The organism is Luedemannella helvata (assembly GCF_039528415.1).
Classification (GTDB): domain Bacteria; phylum Actinomycetota; class Actinomycetes; order Mycobacteriales; family Micromonosporaceae; genus Luedemannella; species Luedemannella helvata.
In genome coordinates this window covers 1-15,963 of record NZ_BAAALS010000030.1, presented here as the reverse complement: position 1 = coordinate 15,963, position 15,963 = coordinate 1, and the positions used below count along the sequence as shown (strand labels likewise).

Sequence of the window (15,963 nt, the reverse complement as noted above, 5' to 3'; positions counted from 1 at the left end):
ACCACTCGTCACCCGGCAGCGGGCGGCGGTCGCTCATCGGCCGGCGGGGGTCAGGCCGAGCGAACGCCCGGCGAGGCTCTCGCGGCGCACCGCGAGCCGGTCGGCCACGGCGGCCAGGGCCTGGGCTGCCGCCGACTCCGGCGAAGCGAGCACGATCGGGGTGCCGGCGTCGCCGCCCTCGCGGACGCGGGTGTCCAGCGGGATCTGGCCCAGCAGCGGCACGTCCGCGCCGACCAGCCGGCTCAGCGACCCGGCCACGACCGCGCCGCCGCCGGAGCCGAACACCTCCATCCGCTCCCCGGTCGGCAGCTCCAGCCACGACATGTTCTCGACGACGCCGACCAGCCGCTGGTGGGTCTGCAGGGCGATGGCGCCGGCCCGCTCGGCGACCTCGGCGGCCGCGGCCTGCGGGGTGGTCACCACGAGGATCTCCGCGCCGGGCAGCAGCTGCGCGAGAGAGATCGCCACGTCGCCGGTGCCCGGCGGCAGGTCGAGCAGGAGGACGTCAAGATCGCCCCAGTAGACGTCGGCGAGGAACTGCTGCAGTGCCCGGTGCAGCATCGGCCCGCGCCAGACGACCGCGGCGTTGCCCTTGGTGAACATGCCGATCGAGATGACCTTCACGCCGTGCGCCTGCGGCGGCATGATCATGTCCTCGACCTGGGTGGGGCGGTCGTCCGTGCCGAGCATCCGGGGCACCGAGTGGCCGTAGATGTCCGCGTCGACCACGCCGACGGACAGTCCCCGGGCGGCCAGCGCGGCGGCCAGGTTCACGGTCACACTGGACTTGCCGACCCCGCCCTTGCCGCTGGCCACCGCGTAGACCCGGGTACGCGAGCCCGGCTGGGCGAACGGGATGACCGGTTCGGCCGCCTGCGGCCCGCGCAGCGACGACTGCAGCTCCTGGCGCTGCTGCGGCGTCATGACGCCGAACTCCACCGTGACGCTGGTCACCCCGGGCACCGCGCGCGCGGCCGCCGTCACGTCGTCGCGCAGCTTGTCCTTGAGCGGGCAGGCGGCGACCGTGAGCAGCACCTCGACATGGACCGCGCCGCCCGGCCCGATGCGCACGTCCTTGACCATGCCGAGATCGGTGATCGGCCGGCGGATCTCGGGGTCGTTGACGGTGGCGAGGGCGGCGCGGATGGCGTCAGTGCTCGGGTCAGGCATGGCACCCATGCTAGTTGCGGTCAGGCGGGCGGACTTTTCGCCCTTGTTCGGCCCCCACGTCCGCCCGGTCGGTGCGACCATCGAATCAGGAGTCGCGCGTCTTGCCCCTTGAGGCGCGCGGCTCCTCGTCCTCGTCCGGATCCTCCGTGGCGTCGGGGTCATCGTCGAAGGCCAGCGCGTCCGCCCGGCGGGCCTCCTTACGCAGTTGGCGCTGTTGTTCCTTGCGGGCGACCTTGAGCCGCCGGTGCGCCGACTCGTCGAGCTCCTCGGCGAGGCGGGCCAGTTCGGAGCGGAGGAAGTCACGCGTGGCCACCTCGCCCAGCGCGATGCGCAGCGCGGCGATCTCCCGTGCCAGGTACTCGGTGTCCGCCTTCTGCATGGCCGCGCGACGGCGGTCCTCCTCGGCGGCCAGCCGGTCGCGGTCGGCCTGCCGGTTCTGCGCGAGCAGGATGAGCGGTGCCGCGTACGACGCCTGGAGCGACAAGATCAAGGTCAGGAACGTGAACGTGTACGGGTCGAAGCGCCATCCCGAGGGCGCGAGCGTGTTCCACCCGATCCACATGATGATCACTACGGTCATGTAGACGAGGAACTTCGCCGTCCCCATGAACCGGGCGATCCCCTCCGACCAGCGCCCGAACGCCTCCGGATCGAAGCGGGGCAGCTTCGGTCCCCGCCGCAGGCGCGGCTGGTCGAGGCGCGTCTCCCGCTGGGTGGTGGGCCGGCTCTCGCGTGGCTCCCGCCACGGGATCACCTGGTCGGCGCGACGGGCGCCACGCCGCCCTTCCCGCCGGCCGTCGGCGTCCCCCCGCGCGTCAGTCACGGCCGGCCTGCTGGTCGCGGTCGCGCCAGTCGCGCGGCAGGAGCTGGTCGAGCACGTCGTCGACGGTCACGGCGCCGACCAGCCGGTCGTCGGCCACGACGGGCATGGCCACCAGGTTGTACGTGGCCATCCGCCGGGTGATCTCGTTGAGCCGGGTGCCGGTCGCGAGCGGGTCGACGCCGTTGTCGACGATGCCGCCCAGCATCGCGGCGGGCGGCTCGCGCAGCAGCCGCTGGAAGTGCACCACCCCCAGGTAGCGCCCGGTCGGCGTGGCCATCGGCGCCCGCGCCACATAGACCATGGCGGCCAGGGCGGGGGAGAGCTGGGGCTCGCGTACCCGGGCCAGCGCCTCCGCGACCGTGGCGTCCGGGGTGAGCACGACCGGCTCCGAGTTCATGATCGAACCGGCGGTGCCGGGGACGTAGTCGAGCAGCGCCCGAACCGGCGCGGACTCGTCCGGCTCCATCAGGTCGAGCAGCGCCTCCTGATCCGGCTTGGGCAGCTCGGCCAGCAGGTCGGCGGCGTCGTCCGGGTCCATCTCCTCCAGCACGTCGGCCGCCCGTTCGGGGCTCAGCGCCCCGATGATCTCCACCTGGTCATGCTCGGGCAGCTCCTCCAGCACGTCGGCCAGGCGCTCGTCGTCGAGGGCGGTGGCCACCTCGACGCGCCGCTCGTCGGAGAGGTCCTGCAGCACGTTCGCCATGTCGGCCGGACGCATGTTGTCGAGCACGGCCAGCAGCGACGCCGTGCCCTGCGACTCGGCCTCACCCACCAGGCCGGCGACCTCCGCCCACTCCAACTGGTGGAGGTGCCCCCGGCGGGACAACCGCCCGGTGTACTCCCGCACGGCGACCCGGGTCAGCACCCAGTCGCCGAGGCGGCCGGTGGTCTCCATGGCGACGTCCACGACGGTGGCGCTGGCGCCCGTACCGGTGATGGTGACCCTGCGGTCGAGCAGGTCCTCCAGGATGAGCAGCTCGCCGGGGCGCTTCTCGAACCGGCGCAGGTTCAGCGTCCCCGTGCTGAGCACGACGGACTCGGCGTCCACCGAGGTGATCCGGCCGATCGGCAGGAAGATGCGTCGCCGCAGGGGCATCTCGGCGACCAGACCGACGACGCGCGGCGGCAGCCCGCCGTCGCGGACGCGCGCCACGGCGTCGCGGACCCGCCCCACCTGGTCTCCGTTAGGGTCGAAGACGGCGAGGCCGGCGAGCCGGGCGACGTAGACCCTGGTCGCCGTCGTCACGCCACCAGACTAGAGGGCCGCGTAGGAGTGGGTATGACCAAGCTGACGTACGAGATCGTCGACGTCTTCACCGACCGGCCCTTCACCGGAAACCCGCTGGCTGTGGTGTTGGGCGCGGAAGGCCTGGCGGCCGCGCAGCTTCAGGCCCTCGCGCGGGAGTTCCACCTGTCGGAAACCGCGTTCGTGCTACCGCCCTCGGACGGCGGCACCTACCGTGTGCGGATCTTCACACCGGAGCTGGAACTGCCCTTCGCCGGGCACCCGTCCGTGGGCACGGCGGTCACGCTCGTGCGGCGTGGGTGGGCGGGCCTCGACCCCGCGTCGGGCGCCGAGGTGGTCCAGGAGTGCGGCGCGGGACTGCTCCCCATTCAGGTGTACGCCGATGGGCGCGCGACCCTCACGGGCGGCACGCCGACCCTCGGCCCGGAGCTGGACCCCGGCCCGCTGTTGGAGATCGTCGGGCTGACCGCCGACGACCTGGCCGGCCCGCCGCCGCGCGCCGCCGGGTGCGGCCTGGAGTGGCCCTTCCTGTCCGTACGCCCGGACGCCGTCGCCCGCGCGAGCCTCAACAGCGACGCCGCCCGCCGGCACGGGGTGACCGACCTGGTGGTGTTCGCCTGGGACGCCGCACGGCACGTCTCGCACGCGCGCGCCTTCGTGCCCGGCTCCGGCGTCCCCGAGGACCCGGCCACGGGCTCGGCCGCGCTCGGCTTCGGCATCTACGCGGTCGCGTCCGGCCTGCTGACCGGCGAGGGCCGCTCGTCGTACACGGTGCGCCAGGGCGCGGAGCTGCACCGCCCGTCCACACTGGAGTGCACCGTCACCGCCGATTCCGGCAAGCCCCTTGGCGCGACCGTCACCGGCGGCGTGGTCCCGATCGCCACCGGCGAGATCGCCGTCCCACCCTTCGTCGGCTGACCCCCAGGGGCAGCCTGCCCCTGCTCCCACTGCACGGGTCCTCACACAACGACGCTGGTCGAGTGACCACGCCGCCCCGGCCGCCAGGGTGCGTGTCTTGGTGGTCGCCCGCGTTCCCGACCGCGCCAATGTGCGCACTTTGGCGGGCCCTGGCGTTCCCGAGCGCGCCAATGTGCGTACTTTGGTGGTCACCGGCGGCCCCGAGCCCGCCAAGGTGCGCACTGTGGCGGTCACCCGGCCCCGAGCGCGCCAATGTGCGTACTTTGGCGGTTGCCCGCGTCTCCGAGCGCGCCAAGGTGCGTACTTTGGCGGTCACGCGCGCCCCGAGCCCGCCAAGTGCGCACTCTGGCGGTCACGCGCGGCCCCGAGCGCGCCAAGGTGCGTACTTTGGCGGTCACGCGCGGCTCCGAGACCGCCAAGGTGCGCACCTTGGCGGAGCAAGGGGAGGGTCGCGTCGCCGCGCGGTGGGCGCGCTGGTGGTGTTAGGCGCGGCGGTTGCGGACGCGGTGGAGGCGGAACGGGCGGCGGACGCGGTGGACCGCCGGGGTCTGGGGTACCTCGGCGGCCAGGGAGCCGTCCGGCAGGGTGGGGCCGGCCTCGGTCGGGTCGCCGTCCGGGGTGAGGCGGCAGACCAGCACCTCCGGGTCGGCCCAGCGGCGGGCCAGTTCCTCGCCGCCGGGGCCGTTGAGGCGCTTGCCGGCCAGTTGGGGGACCACCGTGGCCCAGGCCTCGTCGCCGGGGCGCAGGCGGTGCACCTGGGCGGGCCAGGTGACGACCCGGCCGCCGTGGTCGCCGCGCGCCGTGACGGACGCGCGGGAGGCGGTCGCCAGGCCGGGCAGCGGCTGCTCGCCGGCGCCGCCGCCGACGATGTGCAGCGCGTCGTCGAGCCAGGCGCACCAGACCGGGTAGGTCCGGTGGTCGCCGACGGTCAGCCAGGCGACCGCGGCCTTCTTCATGGACTCCTCGACCAGCGGGTGCACCCTATGAGGATGCCCGGTGGGAGGCGACCATGTCCACGTAGAAGGTCGGTTCGAGGTCAGGTTCGTGCAGGTTGAGGGCGGCGAGGACGTCGCTGATGACCTGGCGGGCGCCGCCGACGTCGGCCTCGTCCTCGACGAGGGTCTCCACTTCCAGGAAGGTGCCGTCGAGTTCGGGCACGTTCACGACGGTCGCTTTGACGTGGTAGCTCTCGCGGTCGAACACGAAGTTCACACAGTGTTTGGTGTACGCGATCACCGGCTCCAGTCCGAGCTGGGACAGGATCGCCCTGGCCGCCTCGGGCTCGGCGATGTCCGTCTCGTACTCGGGGGTGCTCGCCTCGTCCAGCATGGCGCCCTTGAACGTCCAGACCGCGTGGGTCCGCTCGTCCTCCTCGATGACGCGGATGCGCAGTTCCTGCCGTCCGGCGTTGCCGAGCCGACGGTCGGGATAGTCGTAGTACGTGTCGCGGTAGGTGCTCGCCCGCCCGTCCGACCTGGACTTCAGGTGGGCGAGGACCGATTCGGTGTCGCGTACCCGTGCCTTCAGCTCAACCTCGATGGCCATGGCGGTCCCTAGATAACTCGATGCGCCCCGTTCCGCAGGTCGTCAAATGTGCGCCGGAAGCCGTGGAACAGCGCGCCTCCGGTCGTGTTCACCAACTTGTAGGTCGGTGACTCGTGCCCTTCCCACTCCGCTGAGAATGACGACACGTACAGGGTGTCGTCCATACCGATCATCCGCCAGACCGGGACCTCGGCATAGAGGTACACCTCGGTCGGTACGGTCGTGGCGAGTTCCCGCAGGCGTACCAGGGACAGCCGGATGCCGCCGGTGAACGCCTCGACGGACTCGTCGATCTCGCCGGCCCGCTGGATGGCGGCGGGGGAGTCCGGGTCGAGCAGCAGGACCCGCAGGGTGGGGTGCGGCGCGGCGCCGAGCACGCTGCGGCGCAGCAACGAGTCCTTGAACCCGATGATTCCCAGGGCCCGGATGGCCAGGATGTCCAGCCGGCTGGCGACCGCGGCGCGGGCCCGGATGTCCGCCTCGGCGGCGGCCTGGCGGGGAAAGGTCGCCAGGATCTCGCCGACCGGGGCGGGTTCGTCGGGGACGCGGGGCGCGAGGCCCATGGCGACGCGTGCGTGGTCGGGCATGTCGAGCCCGTCGGCGATGCGTTCGAACACCTGCAGGCTGGTGATCTGCCGGCCGCCGCGCATGATCTCGCTGACCCGGCCCTGCAGGATGCCGACGGCGTTGGCGACGCGGTGCTGCGAGGCCCCGCCGTACTGCTGGGCGATGCGCAGGATGCCGGCCGCGTCGCGCGAGCGCAGCACCGCGCGCGCCGTCTCGGTCTGCCATGCCCACTCGGGGATCTGGATGGGTTGGAAGACGCCGACCATGGTGAGGGCTCCATCGATGCGCGTTATCTCAGCGTGAGATTAGCGGGTGAGACCACAGTGGCGCGATGGGTGGGCCACACGACCTACGGCAGGGTCGTACGGGGGCCCGGCCCGTCCCGCTGTGCGACCGCGATCCGTTCATCGCGGTCGCATGTTCGTGGCGGCCGGGAAAGGGGGGTTGGCGGTGTCGCGCCCGCCAACCGGCCGTGGGAGCGGTGCCGAGCGATCGCCGGCGCCGCTCCGCGGCCGTGCGGCACCCCTGGACGCCACTGTGGAGGGTCACGTCAGTGGCGGGCGGGGCGACAGGTCGTGGAACTCCGGCGCCGTGTAACGGGTGATGACGGCGCCCTCGGGCAGGCGCCCGGCGGGCCAACCGCCCTTGGCGAGCAGGTGGCCCACGAAGGCGGCCGGGTCGGTGAGCTTGTCCCAGACCACGGGCAGGAATGTGGCCTGCCGGCCGTCAGCGGTGATGACGAGGCCGTCCACCCCGGGCCGCAGGGTGGCGACGAGCGCGGGCAGGTCGGTCACGGGCAGCGGGACGAGCGGACCCAGCACGGAGACGCCCACGTCCAGCCGGGGCCAGTCCCGGGCGGTGACCGGCGGCAGCCGGGGGTCGCGCATGGCGCGCAGGGCGTTCGCGGTCACGTCGAGGTAGAGAGGGCACACCGGCGCGAGGGTGCCGATGCAGCCGCGCAGCTCACCGTCGCGGTGCAGCGTCACGAACGACGCCCCGAGCCGGCGTAGCGCCGCGGAGGTTGGCGGCCGGCCGTCGCGGGGGGCCCCGGTCAGGGCCCGGCCGATCGCCCGCGCGGCGCGGGTGGCCAGGTGTTGTCCCTCGGCGGCCGAGATCCCGCCGTCGGTCGCCGGGGCATCAGCCGGGGCCGACGGGCGCGAACCGCGCGCGTGGCCGTTCATCGGCCCAGTATGGCGCGCGCGTATCGACGAGATCGAGCGTGTCGATCAGGCGAGTTACGGTCGGCCCGCGCCATTCCGGTTCGGTGTCGAAGCTCAGGTGCTCCACCAGGTCGGGCGCGGCGAACTGAACGGCCGTCATGCCGGCCCGCCGGGCGCCGGACAACTCCCGCCCGCCGCCGTCGCCCAGGTAGAGGCAGTCGGCGGGGGCGACCCCCAGCCGGGCGCACACCGCGTCGTACAGGGCGGGGTGGGGTTTGACCGCGCCGAGGCGGCAGGAGTAGATCGTCGCGTCGAGCAGCGGGGCGACCGCCAGGGTGGGGAAGATCTCGGGCAGTTCGTCGGTGCAGTCGCTGACCAGGCCGGTGCGCAGGCCGCGCGCCCGCAGCGCGCCGAGGGTCCGGATCGCGTCGGGGCGCAGCCGGATGTCCTCCCGGATGGCGCGTAGCCGCAGCGCGGCCGCCGCGCGCACCTGGGCGGCGCTCGGGCACGCGCCCTGCCGGTGGGCGAGCGCGGCCAGGGTGCGCTCCACGTCGGCGTACCCGCCGCGCGCGCGTTGCGGGTACGTGTGGTTGAGCAGGTGGGCGAAAGCGGTCGGGTCACAGCCCAACTGGCGGGCGACCTCGGCGTGCAGGGCACTGCGTTGGAACGCGCGCGTGAGCGTGCCGAAGAAGTCGAAGATCACGGCGCGATAACGTGACGGCATCGTTCAGTCACTCCATGTTATGCAACCGTTCGCCATGGACGGCCCGAGCGTACCGATGCGATTACCACTGGTAAACCTGCACCCCGCAATATGCACACCGCGACCTGGCATGATCCACGGCGTGTCACCTCAGCGGCCGCATGTCGCCTCCTTCACCGCGCTCGGCATCGCCGTCGTCGCGATCTCCTCGTCCGGCCCGCTCATCGCGTACGCGGCCGCGCCGGCGCTGGCGATCGCCTTCTGGCGCAACGCCATGGCGGTGGGGCTGCAGGCGCCGTGGGCGGTCGCGCGCCGGCGCGAACTGGTCGCGCTGGCCCGGGCCCCGCACCGCCGGGAGGGACTGTTCTGCCTGCTCGCCGGCGTCGCCCTGGCCGGGCACTTCGCCACCTGGGTGCCGAGCGCCAAGCTGACCAGCGTGGCGACCGCCACGGCGCTCGTCGCGACCCAGCCTGTCTGGCAGGGCGTCATCGCCGCCGCGCAGGGCAAGCGGCTGCCGGTGCCGACCTGGGTCGGCATCGGGCTGGCGGTGTGCGGCGCGGTGGCCATCACCGGGGCGGACCTGCACGCGGACGGTACGGCCGTGCTCGGCGACATCCTGGCCCTGGCGGGCGCCGTGCTGGCGGCGGCGTACACGGCGTTCGGGGAGCGCGCCCGCGTCACCACGAGCACGACCGCGTACACGACGGTCTGCTACACCGCGTGCGGCCTCATCCTGCTCACCGTCTGCCTGGTCGGCGGGGTGCCGCTCACCGGGTACCCGGCGACCGCGTGGGTCGCGCTGGCCGCGATCACCCTGGGGCCGCAGCTGCTGGGACATTCCCTGCTCAGCTACGCGCTGCGGCGCATCGCCGCGACGACCATCTCGCTCGTCGTGCTGCTGGAGGTGCCGGGTGCCGCGCTGCTCGGCTGGGTCTGGCTCGACCAGCGGCCCGGCCTGGCGAGCCTGCCCGGCGTGGTGCTGCTCGTTGGCGGCGTCGTCCTCGTGCTGAGCGCCGACCGCCGCGCGGCCCGCCGCGTGCCGGTCCCCGACCCGCCCCCGCTCGGGATCGTGCCGGATCAGAGGCCCACCGCTGAGCTGCTCGCCTCCCATAACGCCGAGGCCAGCGCCGGGTCGGCCGCCCGCCGCGACGGCTGAACGAGCTTGCGGTTCACGTAGTACCCGCCGGACGTGATCGCCGTGTCCGGCTCGGTGGCCAGCCACAGCATCGTGTCCGCGCCCTGCGCCGGGGTACGCAGGAACGGCGTCCAGCGGTAGAAGAAGGTCACGACGGAGCTGTCGCTGCCGAACCGGGTCCGCACGACACCCGGGTGGTACGCCGCCGAGACGATCTCCGGCCAGCGTCCGGCCGCCTCCAGCGCGAACAGGATGTTCGCCTGCTTGGCCGCGCCGTAGGCGCCGAACCGGCTGAACCGGGCCCGCTCGCCGTTGAGGTCGGCCGGGTCGAGGCGACCGGCCGCGTGCGCCGCCGAGGCCGTGTTCACCATCCGCCCACCGGCGAGCCGGTCGCGCAGCAGGTTCGACAGCAGGAACGGCGCCAGATGGTTCGTCTGCATGGTCAGCTCGAAGCCGTCCACTGTCGTGTAGCGCCTGCCCACCGCGCCGCCCGCGTTGTTGGCCAGCACATCCACCCGCGGATGGTCGGCGCGCAGCCGCCCGGCCAGCCCCCGGACCTCGTCCAGAACCGCGAAATCGCACGTGTACGCCGTGACGGTGCCGCCGCGCGCCGCCGCGCGTACCCCTGAGGTGGCCTCCGCGAGACGGCCCGGATCCCGCCCGACCAGGGCGACCGACCACCCACGCCGCGCGAACTCCTCGGCGGCCGCCCGGCCGATGCCCGAACTGGCTCCGGTCACCACCGCCAGGCGTGGGTGGTCTTCGTCGATCATGGGCGGCAGATTACCCTGCCGGCATGCGCGCTCGTCGGTCATGCCTCGCCGTTCCCGGATCAAACACGCGGATGCTGGACAAGGCCCGCACCCTCCCCGCCGACCAGGTGTTCCTCGACCTGGAGGACGCGGTCGCCCCGCTCGCCAAGGAGGCCGCGCGGGGCAATGTGGTCGCGGCCCTGCGGGAGGGCGGTTGGGACGACAAGATCCGGACCGTACGCGTCAACGACCTGAGTACGCCGTGGACGTACCGGGATGTGATCTCCGTGGTGGAGGGCGCGGGCGAGCACGTCGACTGCCTCGTGTTGCCCAAGGTGCGCGACGCGGCTCAGGTGATCTTCGTCGACACGCTGCTCACCCAGATCGAGAAGACGCTCGGGCTGCCGATCGGGGGCATCGGGCTGGAGTTGCAGATCGAGACCGCCCGCGGCCTCGTGGAGATCGACGCGATCGCGGCCGCGTCGCCGCGCACCGAGACGCTCGTGTTCGGGCCCGCCGACTTCATGGCGTCACTGAACATGCCGTCGCTGGCCGTGGGGGAGTTGAACCCGGACTATCCGGGCGACCCGTTCCACTACGTGCTCATGCGGCTGCTGGTCGCCGCGCGCAGCCACGACCTGCAGGCCATCGACGGGCCGCACCTGCAGATCCGCGACGTGGCGGGTTTCGCCGCGTCCGCCCGCCGCAGCGCGGCGCTGGGCTACGACGGCAAGTGGGTGCTGCATCCCGACCAGATCGAGGCGGCCAACGAGGTGTACTCCCCGACGCCGCAGGCGTACGACCGCGCCGAGCTGATCCTCGACGCCTACGAGCACGCGACCTCGGAGGCCGGCGGCGCGACCGGCGCGGTCATGCTGGGCGACGAGATGATCGACGAGGCGTCGCGCAAGCTGGCCCAGGTCATCGCGGCCAAGGGCCGGGCGGCCGGGCTGACGCGGGCGACGGAGTTCACCCCGCCGCCCGCGCGCGCCTAGAAGTCGGCCTCGCCGGAATAGCCGGGATCGCTGTTGGCGGCCAGCACGAAGAGGAGGATGAGCGCGCCGATCACCAGGACGGCGAGCGCGGTGGCGATCCAGCCGATGATGATGCCGGCCTTCGCCATGCCCTCACCGTTCTGGTCGCGCTCGAGGACCTGGCGCCGGGCCACGTGGCCCAGGATCGCGCCGACGATGCCGAGCAGGCCGCCGAGACCGTAGAAGCACAGGCCGGCGACCGACACGAGCGACACGACCATGGAGCCGATGGCCAGGCCGTTGGTGGGCTTGGCGACGACGTAGCCGGGGGCGGGGTAGCCGGGAGCGCCGTAGCCCGGGACCCCGTAACCCGGGGCGGCATAGCCGGGGGTGCCGCCGTAGCCAGGGACGGCTGAGGCCGGCGGCGGGTAGCCCGGCTGGGCGGGGTAGCCCTGCTGGGTGGGGTAGGCCGGTTGGGCGTAGCCGGGCTCGGCGTAGCCCGGCTGGGCGTAGCCGGCCGGCTGGTCCATCGGCGCGTAGCCGGCGGAGACCGGTTCCGGCGCGGGGTACGCCGGGCTTGCCTGGCCGGGGGCGAACGAGGGGACGCCGGGCTCGAGCACGGTCGGCTCGGGCATCGGGGCCGGCGCCGGGAGCGGCGTCGGGGCGGGCGGGCCGGACGCCGCGGTGGGGTCGGGCCAGGCGGAGGGGTTCTGGTCGCTCATGGGGGCCTTCAGTAGGTGCTGGCAAACGTCGTGCCGAACATGCCGGCGACAAAAATGGCGTACCCCCCGCAGCAGAGCACCCAGATCGCGGTGGTAGCCCAGCCCACGATAATGCCCGCTAGGGCAAGTCCGTCGCCCTGCTCGCCGCGCTCGGCGATCTGCCGTCGGGCGACATGTCCCATGATCGCCCCGATGAAGCCGAAGCCGAGGATGGCCACGACGAGCGAGGCGATCGCCAGGCCGTTGGTCGGTGCCGCCGCGCCGATCGGCGTGCCGTACGGCGACTGGTAGCCGGCGACCGGATAGGGCGCCGGCGGCGGCGCGTACGCCGGATAGGGGGTCGTCTGCGGGGCGTCGCCACTGTAGGGCTGCGGCGCCGGGCCGAGCTGGTGTGGCGGGTACGAGGCGGGCGCGGTGGGATCCTGCCAGGCCGGCGACTGCGGCTGACCCGGTGGCTCCGGCTGACCGGGGTATGTCATGTCGAATCTTTCCGGGGTGGGTGACCCGCGCCGGTTCGGGCCGGTACGGGGAGCATCAGGGTACAGGCTCGGCGCATGACGCGGTGTCGCCTTAATCCGGCGCCCAGGGTGTTTGCCGGGCGGGCCGGCGCCCGGCAGGATCGCGGCATGGGTTTTGACTCCGACCGGCTGGACGGCCGGGTCGCTCTCGTCACCGGGGCCGGCAGCCAGGACGGTATCGGGTTCGCCACGGCGGCCAGGCTGCAGGCGCTCGGCGCGCGGGTCGCGATCGTGTCCACCACCAAGCGGATCCACGAACGCGCCGCCGAGCTGGGAGTGACCGGCTTCGTCGCGGATCTGACCGTCGAGGCGGAGGTCGGCGCCCTGGCCGACGCGGTCGTCGAGCAACTCGGCGACGTGGAGGTCGTGGTGAACAACGCCGGCCTGGCCAGCAAGGCGAGCCCCGGCGTGATGCGGCCGGTCGCGCAGCTGACCTTCGACGAGTGGCGCGGCGAACTCGACCGCAACCTCACGACGGCCTTCCTGGTCAGCCGGGCGTTCGCGCCGGGCATGGCGGAGCGCGGCTGGGGACGCATCGTCAACATGGCGGCCACCGCCGGGCCGGTCAACGCGCTCCCCACGGAGGCCGGTTACGCCGCCGCGAAGGCCGGCGTGGTGGGTCTCACCCGGGCGCTCGCCATGGAGTTGATCGCGGACGGCGTGACCGTCAACGCGGTCGCGCCGGGCCTGATCCACACCGGGTCGTCCACCGTGGCGGAGCTCAAGTACGGCCTGGAGGCCCCGATGGGCCGCCCCGGCTCGCCCGACGAGGTCGCCGCGGCGATCGCCTTCCTGTGCTCGCCCTCGGCGTCGTACATCACCGGGCAGATGCTCGTGGTCGACGGCGGCAACAGCGTGCGCGAGGTCCGTTACCGCTGAGTCGGGGTACCGAACACGCCGTTGAGGTCCATCAGCTCGAACGCCATCAGGCCGCAGCAGCTGGCCATGATCACCCCGGTGATGGCGTACCCGGCGATGAGCCCCGCCGTGGCGAGTCCGTCGCCCTCGTCGCCCGTGGTCCGGATCTGCCGCTTGGCCAGGTGACCCAGCACGATCCCGGCCGGGGGGAAGACGAACGCCATGACGAGGGCGAGGATCGCGAGCCGGTTGGTGCTGCGCACCGAACTGACCGGCGACGGCGGGATGTAGGCCATGGGGTACGCCGGGGGATACGCGGGCGGGTACTCCGCCGGGGACTGCGGCGCGGCCTCGGGCGGGGTCGCCTCTGGTGGCGTCGTCACATGCGCCTCCTCCGTGCCCGGACCGGGCGTGACGCGCTGGCGGAGCACGCCGATCTTAACGCCGCACGGCGGGCGCAACGGCGCGAACGGCTTGTCTGGGGGTACCCCGTTCGGGTGCGTCAGGGGTTCGCGGTGCTGGGCGCGGACAGCCGGTTGACCGCCCGGACCACGGCGACGCACTCGTCCTCGACGTAGTCGATGCCGGCGGCCGCGGCCAGGCGCCGCCCCTCGGCTGAGACGATGCCGACCTGCAACCACACGGCGGGCGCGCCGATGGCGATGGCCTCACGCACGACCGCGCCCGCCTGCTCGCCCGGCCGGAACACGTTCACCAGGTCGACGGGCACGGGCACGTCGGCGAGGGTGGGGTAGCAGCGCTCACCCCAGATCTCGTCCGCCGACGGGTTCACCGGAATGATCCGCCAGCCGTGCCGCGCCATCTGCAGCGGGACGGAGTGGGCGGACTTGTCCGGGTGGCGGGACGCGCCCACGACCGCGATCGTCGTCGAGGCCGCGAGGATCTCCCGGGAGCTGCGCACGGGTCGACTCTAGCTCGGCGTACAGGTCGCGCCGGCCGGCTTCGGTGCCGATGCCCTGCCGGTCGCAGGGGTGGTCGACGTAGTGGCGCAGCGCCTCGACGAGAAAGTCCGGGTCCACATCGAGATGGCGTACCGGCAGCCACACCCGCTCCGGCCCGCCGCGCACGAGGTCGGGCCGGTCGATGGTGAGGCCGAGGAGCCAGTCGCCGTGCGGGTTGACGCTCGGGGTACCCGGCCGCACGGCGGCCCAGGGCACGACGCGGCGGCGGATGGCGGTCACGACGTGCACGGCGTCGGGGGTGATGCTGAGGGTGGGCCGCCCGGTCACGAGCGCGTTGAGGTGGATGGCGCCGGCCGCTCCGGCGGTCGCGAGGACCGCCCAGCCCAGCGGTCCGAGGGCGAGCGCCACCCGAAACGAGGAGGTCGGTTCGGCGAGCAGCCCGGCGGTCAGCAGGGCGAGGAGGATGACGGCGACGCTGAACGCGCGGCTGCGCGCGCGGGGCCGCACCCGGAACGTCCCGCCGCGGATGGACAGCCGGGCCGGGCCGTCGGCGGGCGCCGCGTTCGCGGCGAGCGCGATGGCCGCGAGCAGCGCCCCGAGCGCGCAGATGACCCGGGCCGGGACGGCGGACGTGGGGACGGTGAGATGGGCGATCAGCCCGCCGAGCCATGCCGCGGCCGCTCCGATGAGCAGTCCGACTGCCGTTGCCAAACGCACGACAGAGCAATCTACCCATATGGATCAGTCTGTCGACAGATGCTGATGGGCGGACCTATCGGCCGATTAGCCGGTTACAACAGGGTTGGTTGGCTCATGACCTCGGCTTTCTGTGCAGAATGGACAGTCGGCACGGCCGGCTCGAGTTCCCGAGGGTTGGCTTTATCACTATCCCGGTTGAGGCCGTGACGCCGCGCGGCCACCCGTACCCGCGCGCTCACCCCACGCTGGTACGCCGCCGGCGCGTACGACCCGGAGCCGTACAGCTCGCGGTAGCGGGGCAGCAGGTCCGGCCGGTGCCGGGCGACCCACGCCGCATACCACTCCCGCGCGCCCGGCCGCAGGTGCAGCACGATCGGCATCACGCTGGCCGCCCCGGCGCCCGCGATCGCGGCCACGGTCGCGTCGATCGACTCCGCGGTGTCGGTGAGCCCGGGCAGGATCGGCGCCATGAGCACCCCGACCGCGAAGCCGGCGTCGCTCAGCCGCCGCACCGCGTCCAGCCGCCGGCGCGGGCTCGGCGTACCAGGCTCGACCAGCCGCCACAGGGCCTCGTCGACGAACCCGATCGACATGCTCACCCCGACGGTCGTCACCTCGGCCGCCTGGCGGAGCAGATCAAGGTCGCGCGTGATCAACGTGCCCTTGGTGAGGATCGAGAACGGGTTGGCCGCGTCGCGCAGCGCCGCGAGGATCTCGCGCATCAGCCGGTAACGCCCCTCGGCCCGCTGATAGCAGTCGACGTTGGTGCCCATGGCGATGTGCGCGCCCGCCCAGCGGGGCGCGGCCAGCTCCCGTCGCAACAACCCGCCCGCGTTGACCTTGACGACGACCCGGCTGTCGAAGTCGCGCCCGGGGTCGAAGTCGAGGTAGGTGTGCGTGTTGCGCGCGAAGCAGTAGACGCAGGCATGCGAGCACCCCCGGTAGGGGTTCACGGTCCACTCGAACGGCACCCGCGACGCGCCCGGCACCCGATTGATGATCGACTTGGCGTGGATCTCGTAGAACGTCATGCCGGCGAACTCCGGCGTGTCAAACGTGCGCGTCACCGCCCCGGGCAGGCTGAGCGGCAGTGCCGGCGCCCCCGTGTCGGCATCCGCGAGATGGGACCATCGCACCCGACCATTCGAACATACGTACGCCCTGGTGGCAACCGGGTCACCCGCGTCAACGAAAAGCGCAGTGAGGATGGTGGGGTGACTGGGCGGGTCGGCTGACTCGCAAAAGCGCTG

General features: G+C 73.1%; 19 protein-coding genes. 4 read left to right on the top strand and 15 right to left on the bottom strand.

What is annotated here, in order from left to right:
- Positions 1-33: 33 nt before the first annotated feature.
- The 3 genes from ABD191_RS24100 to ABD191_RS24090 all read right to left on the bottom strand — a co-directional run bounded on the left by ABD191_RS24100 (position 34) and on the right by ABD191_RS24090 (position 3,239).
- Entirely contained in the window at positions 34-1,170 is a 1,137-nt protein-coding gene (locus ABD191_RS24100; protein WP_344086455.1) for a P-loop NTPase, read from the bottom strand.
- Between the two features lie 85 nt (positions 1,171-1,255).
- Positions 1,256-1,921: a DUF1003 domain-containing protein gene (locus ABD191_RS24095; RefSeq protein ID WP_344086606.1), complete on the bottom strand. Its 666-nt coding sequence runs from the start codon at positions 1,919-1,921 to the stop codon at positions 1,256-1,258.
- Between the two features lie 64 nt (positions 1,922-1,985).
- Entirely contained in the window at positions 1,986-3,239 is a 1,254-nt protein-coding gene (locus ABD191_RS24090) for a magnesium transporter MgtE N-terminal domain-containing protein (protein WP_344086452.1), read from the bottom strand.
- 33 nt (positions 3,240-3,272) lie between these two features.
- On the opposite strand from ABD191_RS24090, the gene ABD191_RS24085 reads away from it, so the two are divergent.
- Complete coding sequence (locus ABD191_RS24085) at positions 3,273-4,157, top strand: PhzF family phenazine biosynthesis protein (RefSeq protein WP_344086449.1); 885 nt, start codon at positions 3,273-3,275, stop codon at positions 4,155-4,157.
- 482 nt (positions 4,158-4,639) lie between these two features.
- Here the strand turns inward: ABD191_RS24085 and ABD191_RS24080 are convergent, their stop codons facing one another.
- From ABD191_RS24080 to ABD191_RS24060, 5 genes are all read right to left on the bottom strand, one after another.
- On the bottom strand, positions 4,640-5,113 hold the full coding sequence (locus ABD191_RS24080; RefSeq protein ID WP_344086603.1) for a hypothetical protein: 474 nt from the start codon (positions 5,111-5,113) through the stop codon (positions 4,640-4,642).
- 25 nt (positions 5,114-5,138) lie between these two features.
- Positions 5,139-5,702, bottom strand: a complete 564-nt coding sequence (gene cyaB, locus ABD191_RS24075; RefSeq protein WP_344086445.1) for a class IV adenylate cyclase — start codon at positions 5,700-5,702, stop codon at positions 5,139-5,141.
- An 8-nt stretch (positions 5,703-5,710) separates the two neighbouring features.
- The gene (locus tag ABD191_RS24070; protein WP_344086442.1) at positions 5,711-6,535 is read right to left on the bottom strand and encodes a helix-turn-helix domain-containing protein; all 825 of its coding nucleotides are present in this window, start codon (positions 6,533-6,535) and stop codon (positions 5,711-5,713) included.
- Between the two features lie 279 nt (positions 6,536-6,814).
- On the bottom strand, positions 6,815-7,450 hold the full coding sequence (amrA, locus tag ABD191_RS24065) for an AmmeMemoRadiSam system protein A (protein WP_344086439.1): 636 nt from the start codon (positions 7,448-7,450) through the stop codon (positions 6,815-6,817).
- Complete coding sequence (locus tag ABD191_RS24060) at positions 7,407-8,153, bottom strand: HAD family hydrolase (protein WP_344086437.1); 747 nt, start codon at positions 8,151-8,153, stop codon at positions 7,407-7,409. The genes amrA and ABD191_RS24060 overlap by 44 nt, the downstream gene beginning before the upstream one ends.
- A 121-nt stretch (positions 8,154-8,274) precedes the next feature.
- Between ABD191_RS24060 and ABD191_RS24055 the strand changes: the two genes are divergently transcribed.
- Complete coding sequence (locus tag ABD191_RS24055; RefSeq protein WP_425560840.1) at positions 8,275-9,288, top strand: DMT family transporter; 1,014 nt, start codon at positions 8,275-8,277, stop codon at positions 9,286-9,288.
- Here the strand turns inward: ABD191_RS24055 and ABD191_RS24050 are convergent.
- Positions 9,210-10,040: an SDR family NAD(P)-dependent oxidoreductase gene (locus ABD191_RS24050; protein WP_344086432.1), complete on the bottom strand. Its 831-nt coding sequence runs from the start codon at positions 10,038-10,040 to the stop codon at positions 9,210-9,212. The genes ABD191_RS24055 and ABD191_RS24050 overlap by 79 nt on opposite strands.
- 23 nt (positions 10,041-10,063) lie before the next feature.
- Here ABD191_RS24050 and ABD191_RS24045 point away from each other — a divergent pair, with 23 nt between their 5' ends.
- Positions 10,064-11,014 carry an HpcH/HpaI aldolase/citrate lyase family protein gene (locus tag ABD191_RS24045; RefSeq protein WP_344086429.1) on the top strand — a complete coding sequence of 317 codons (951 nt, stop codon included), beginning with the start codon at positions 10,064-10,066 and terminating at the stop codon, positions 11,012-11,014.
- Here ABD191_RS24045 and ABD191_RS24040 read toward each other — a convergent pair.
- Positions 11,011-11,715: a DUF4190 domain-containing protein gene (locus ABD191_RS24040; RefSeq protein ID WP_344086426.1), complete on the bottom strand. Its 705-nt coding sequence runs from the start codon at positions 11,713-11,715 to the stop codon at positions 11,011-11,013. The genes ABD191_RS24045 and ABD191_RS24040 overlap by 4 nt on opposite strands.
- An 8-nt stretch (positions 11,716-11,723) precedes the next feature.
- On the bottom strand, positions 11,724-12,194 hold the full coding sequence (locus ABD191_RS24035; protein ID WP_344086423.1) for a DUF4190 domain-containing protein: 471 nt from the start codon (positions 12,192-12,194) through the stop codon (positions 11,724-11,726).
- Positions 12,195-12,341: 147 nt separating this feature from the next.
- On the opposite strand from ABD191_RS24035, the gene ABD191_RS24030 reads away from it, so the two are divergent.
- Positions 12,342-13,112, top strand: coding sequence for an SDR family NAD(P)-dependent oxidoreductase (locus ABD191_RS24030; RefSeq protein ID WP_344086420.1), 771 nt, complete (start codon positions 12,342-12,344; stop codon positions 13,110-13,112).
- Here the strand turns inward: ABD191_RS24030 and ABD191_RS24025 are convergent.
- The 4 genes from ABD191_RS24025 to ABD191_RS24010 form a co-directional block, all read right to left on the bottom strand.
- Entirely contained in the window at positions 13,103-13,474 is a 372-nt protein-coding gene (locus ABD191_RS24025) for a DUF4190 domain-containing protein (RefSeq protein ID WP_344086417.1), read from the bottom strand. The two genes, ABD191_RS24030 and ABD191_RS24025, sit on opposite strands and share 10 nt — an antisense overlap.
- Positions 13,475-13,593: 119 nt before the next feature.
- Entirely contained in the window at positions 13,594-13,965 is a 372-nt protein-coding gene (locus ABD191_RS24020) for a CoA-binding protein (RefSeq protein WP_344086414.1), read from the bottom strand.
- Positions 13,853-14,731 carry a hypothetical protein gene (locus ABD191_RS24015; RefSeq protein ID WP_344086411.1) on the bottom strand — a complete coding sequence of 293 codons (879 nt, stop codon included), beginning with the start codon at positions 14,729-14,731 and terminating at the stop codon, positions 13,853-13,855. Before ABD191_RS24015 ends, ABD191_RS24020 begins: the two co-directional genes overlap by 113 nt.
- Positions 14,732-14,805: 74 nt before the next feature.
- A complete protein-coding gene (locus tag ABD191_RS24010) occupies positions 14,806-15,849 on the bottom strand; it encodes an Rv2578c family radical SAM protein (RefSeq protein WP_344086408.1) in 1,044 nt (347 codons plus the stop codon).
- Positions 15,850-15,963 lie beyond the last annotated feature (114 nt).

What these genes read in the sequence shown, in the direction of transcription:
- ABD191_RS24100 (WP_344086455.1), bottom strand. Translation starts at nt 1,170, where the DNA reads ATGCCTGACCCGAGCACTGACGCCATCCGCGCCGCCCTCGCCACCGTC.
- ABD191_RS24085 (WP_344086449.1), top strand. Translation starts at nt 3,273, where the DNA reads ATGACCAAGCTGACGTACGAGATCGTCGACGTCTTCACCGACCGGCCC.
- ABD191_RS24080 (WP_344086603.1), bottom strand. Translation starts at nt 5,113, where the DNA reads ATGAAGAAGGCCGCGGTCGCCTGGCTGACCGTCGGCGACCACCGGACC.
- cyaB (WP_344086445.1), bottom strand. Translation starts at nt 5,702, where the DNA reads ATGGCCATCGAGGTTGAGCTGAAGGCACGGGTACGCGACACCGAATCG.
- ABD191_RS24070 (WP_344086442.1), bottom strand. Translation starts at nt 6,535, where the DNA reads ATGGTCGGCGTCTTCCAACCCATCCAGATCCCCGAGTGGGCATGGCAG.
- amrA (WP_344086439.1), bottom strand. Translation starts at nt 7,450, where the DNA reads ATGAACGGCCACGCGCGCGGTTCGCGCCCGTCGGCCCCGGCTGATGCC.
- ABD191_RS24060 (WP_344086437.1), bottom strand. Translation starts at nt 8,153, where the DNA reads ATGCCGTCACGTTATCGCGCCGTGATCTTCGACTTCTTCGGCACGCTC.
- ABD191_RS24050 (WP_344086432.1), bottom strand. Translation starts at nt 10,040, where the DNA reads ATGATCGACGAAGACCACCCACGCCTGGCGGTGGTGACCGGAGCCAGT.
- ABD191_RS24045 (WP_344086429.1), top strand. Translation starts at nt 10,064, where the DNA reads ATGCGCGCTCGTCGGTCATGCCTCGCCGTTCCCGGATCAAACACGCGG.
- ABD191_RS24040 (WP_344086426.1), bottom strand. Translation starts at nt 11,715, where the DNA reads ATGAGCGACCAGAACCCCTCCGCCTGGCCCGACCCCACCGCGGCGTCC.
- ABD191_RS24035 (WP_344086423.1), bottom strand. Translation starts at nt 12,194, where the DNA reads ATGACATACCCCGGTCAGCCGGAGCCACCGGGTCAGCCGCAGTCGCCG.
- ABD191_RS24030 (WP_344086420.1), top strand. Translation starts at nt 12,342, where the DNA reads ATGGGTTTTGACTCCGACCGGCTGGACGGCCGGGTCGCTCTCGTCACC.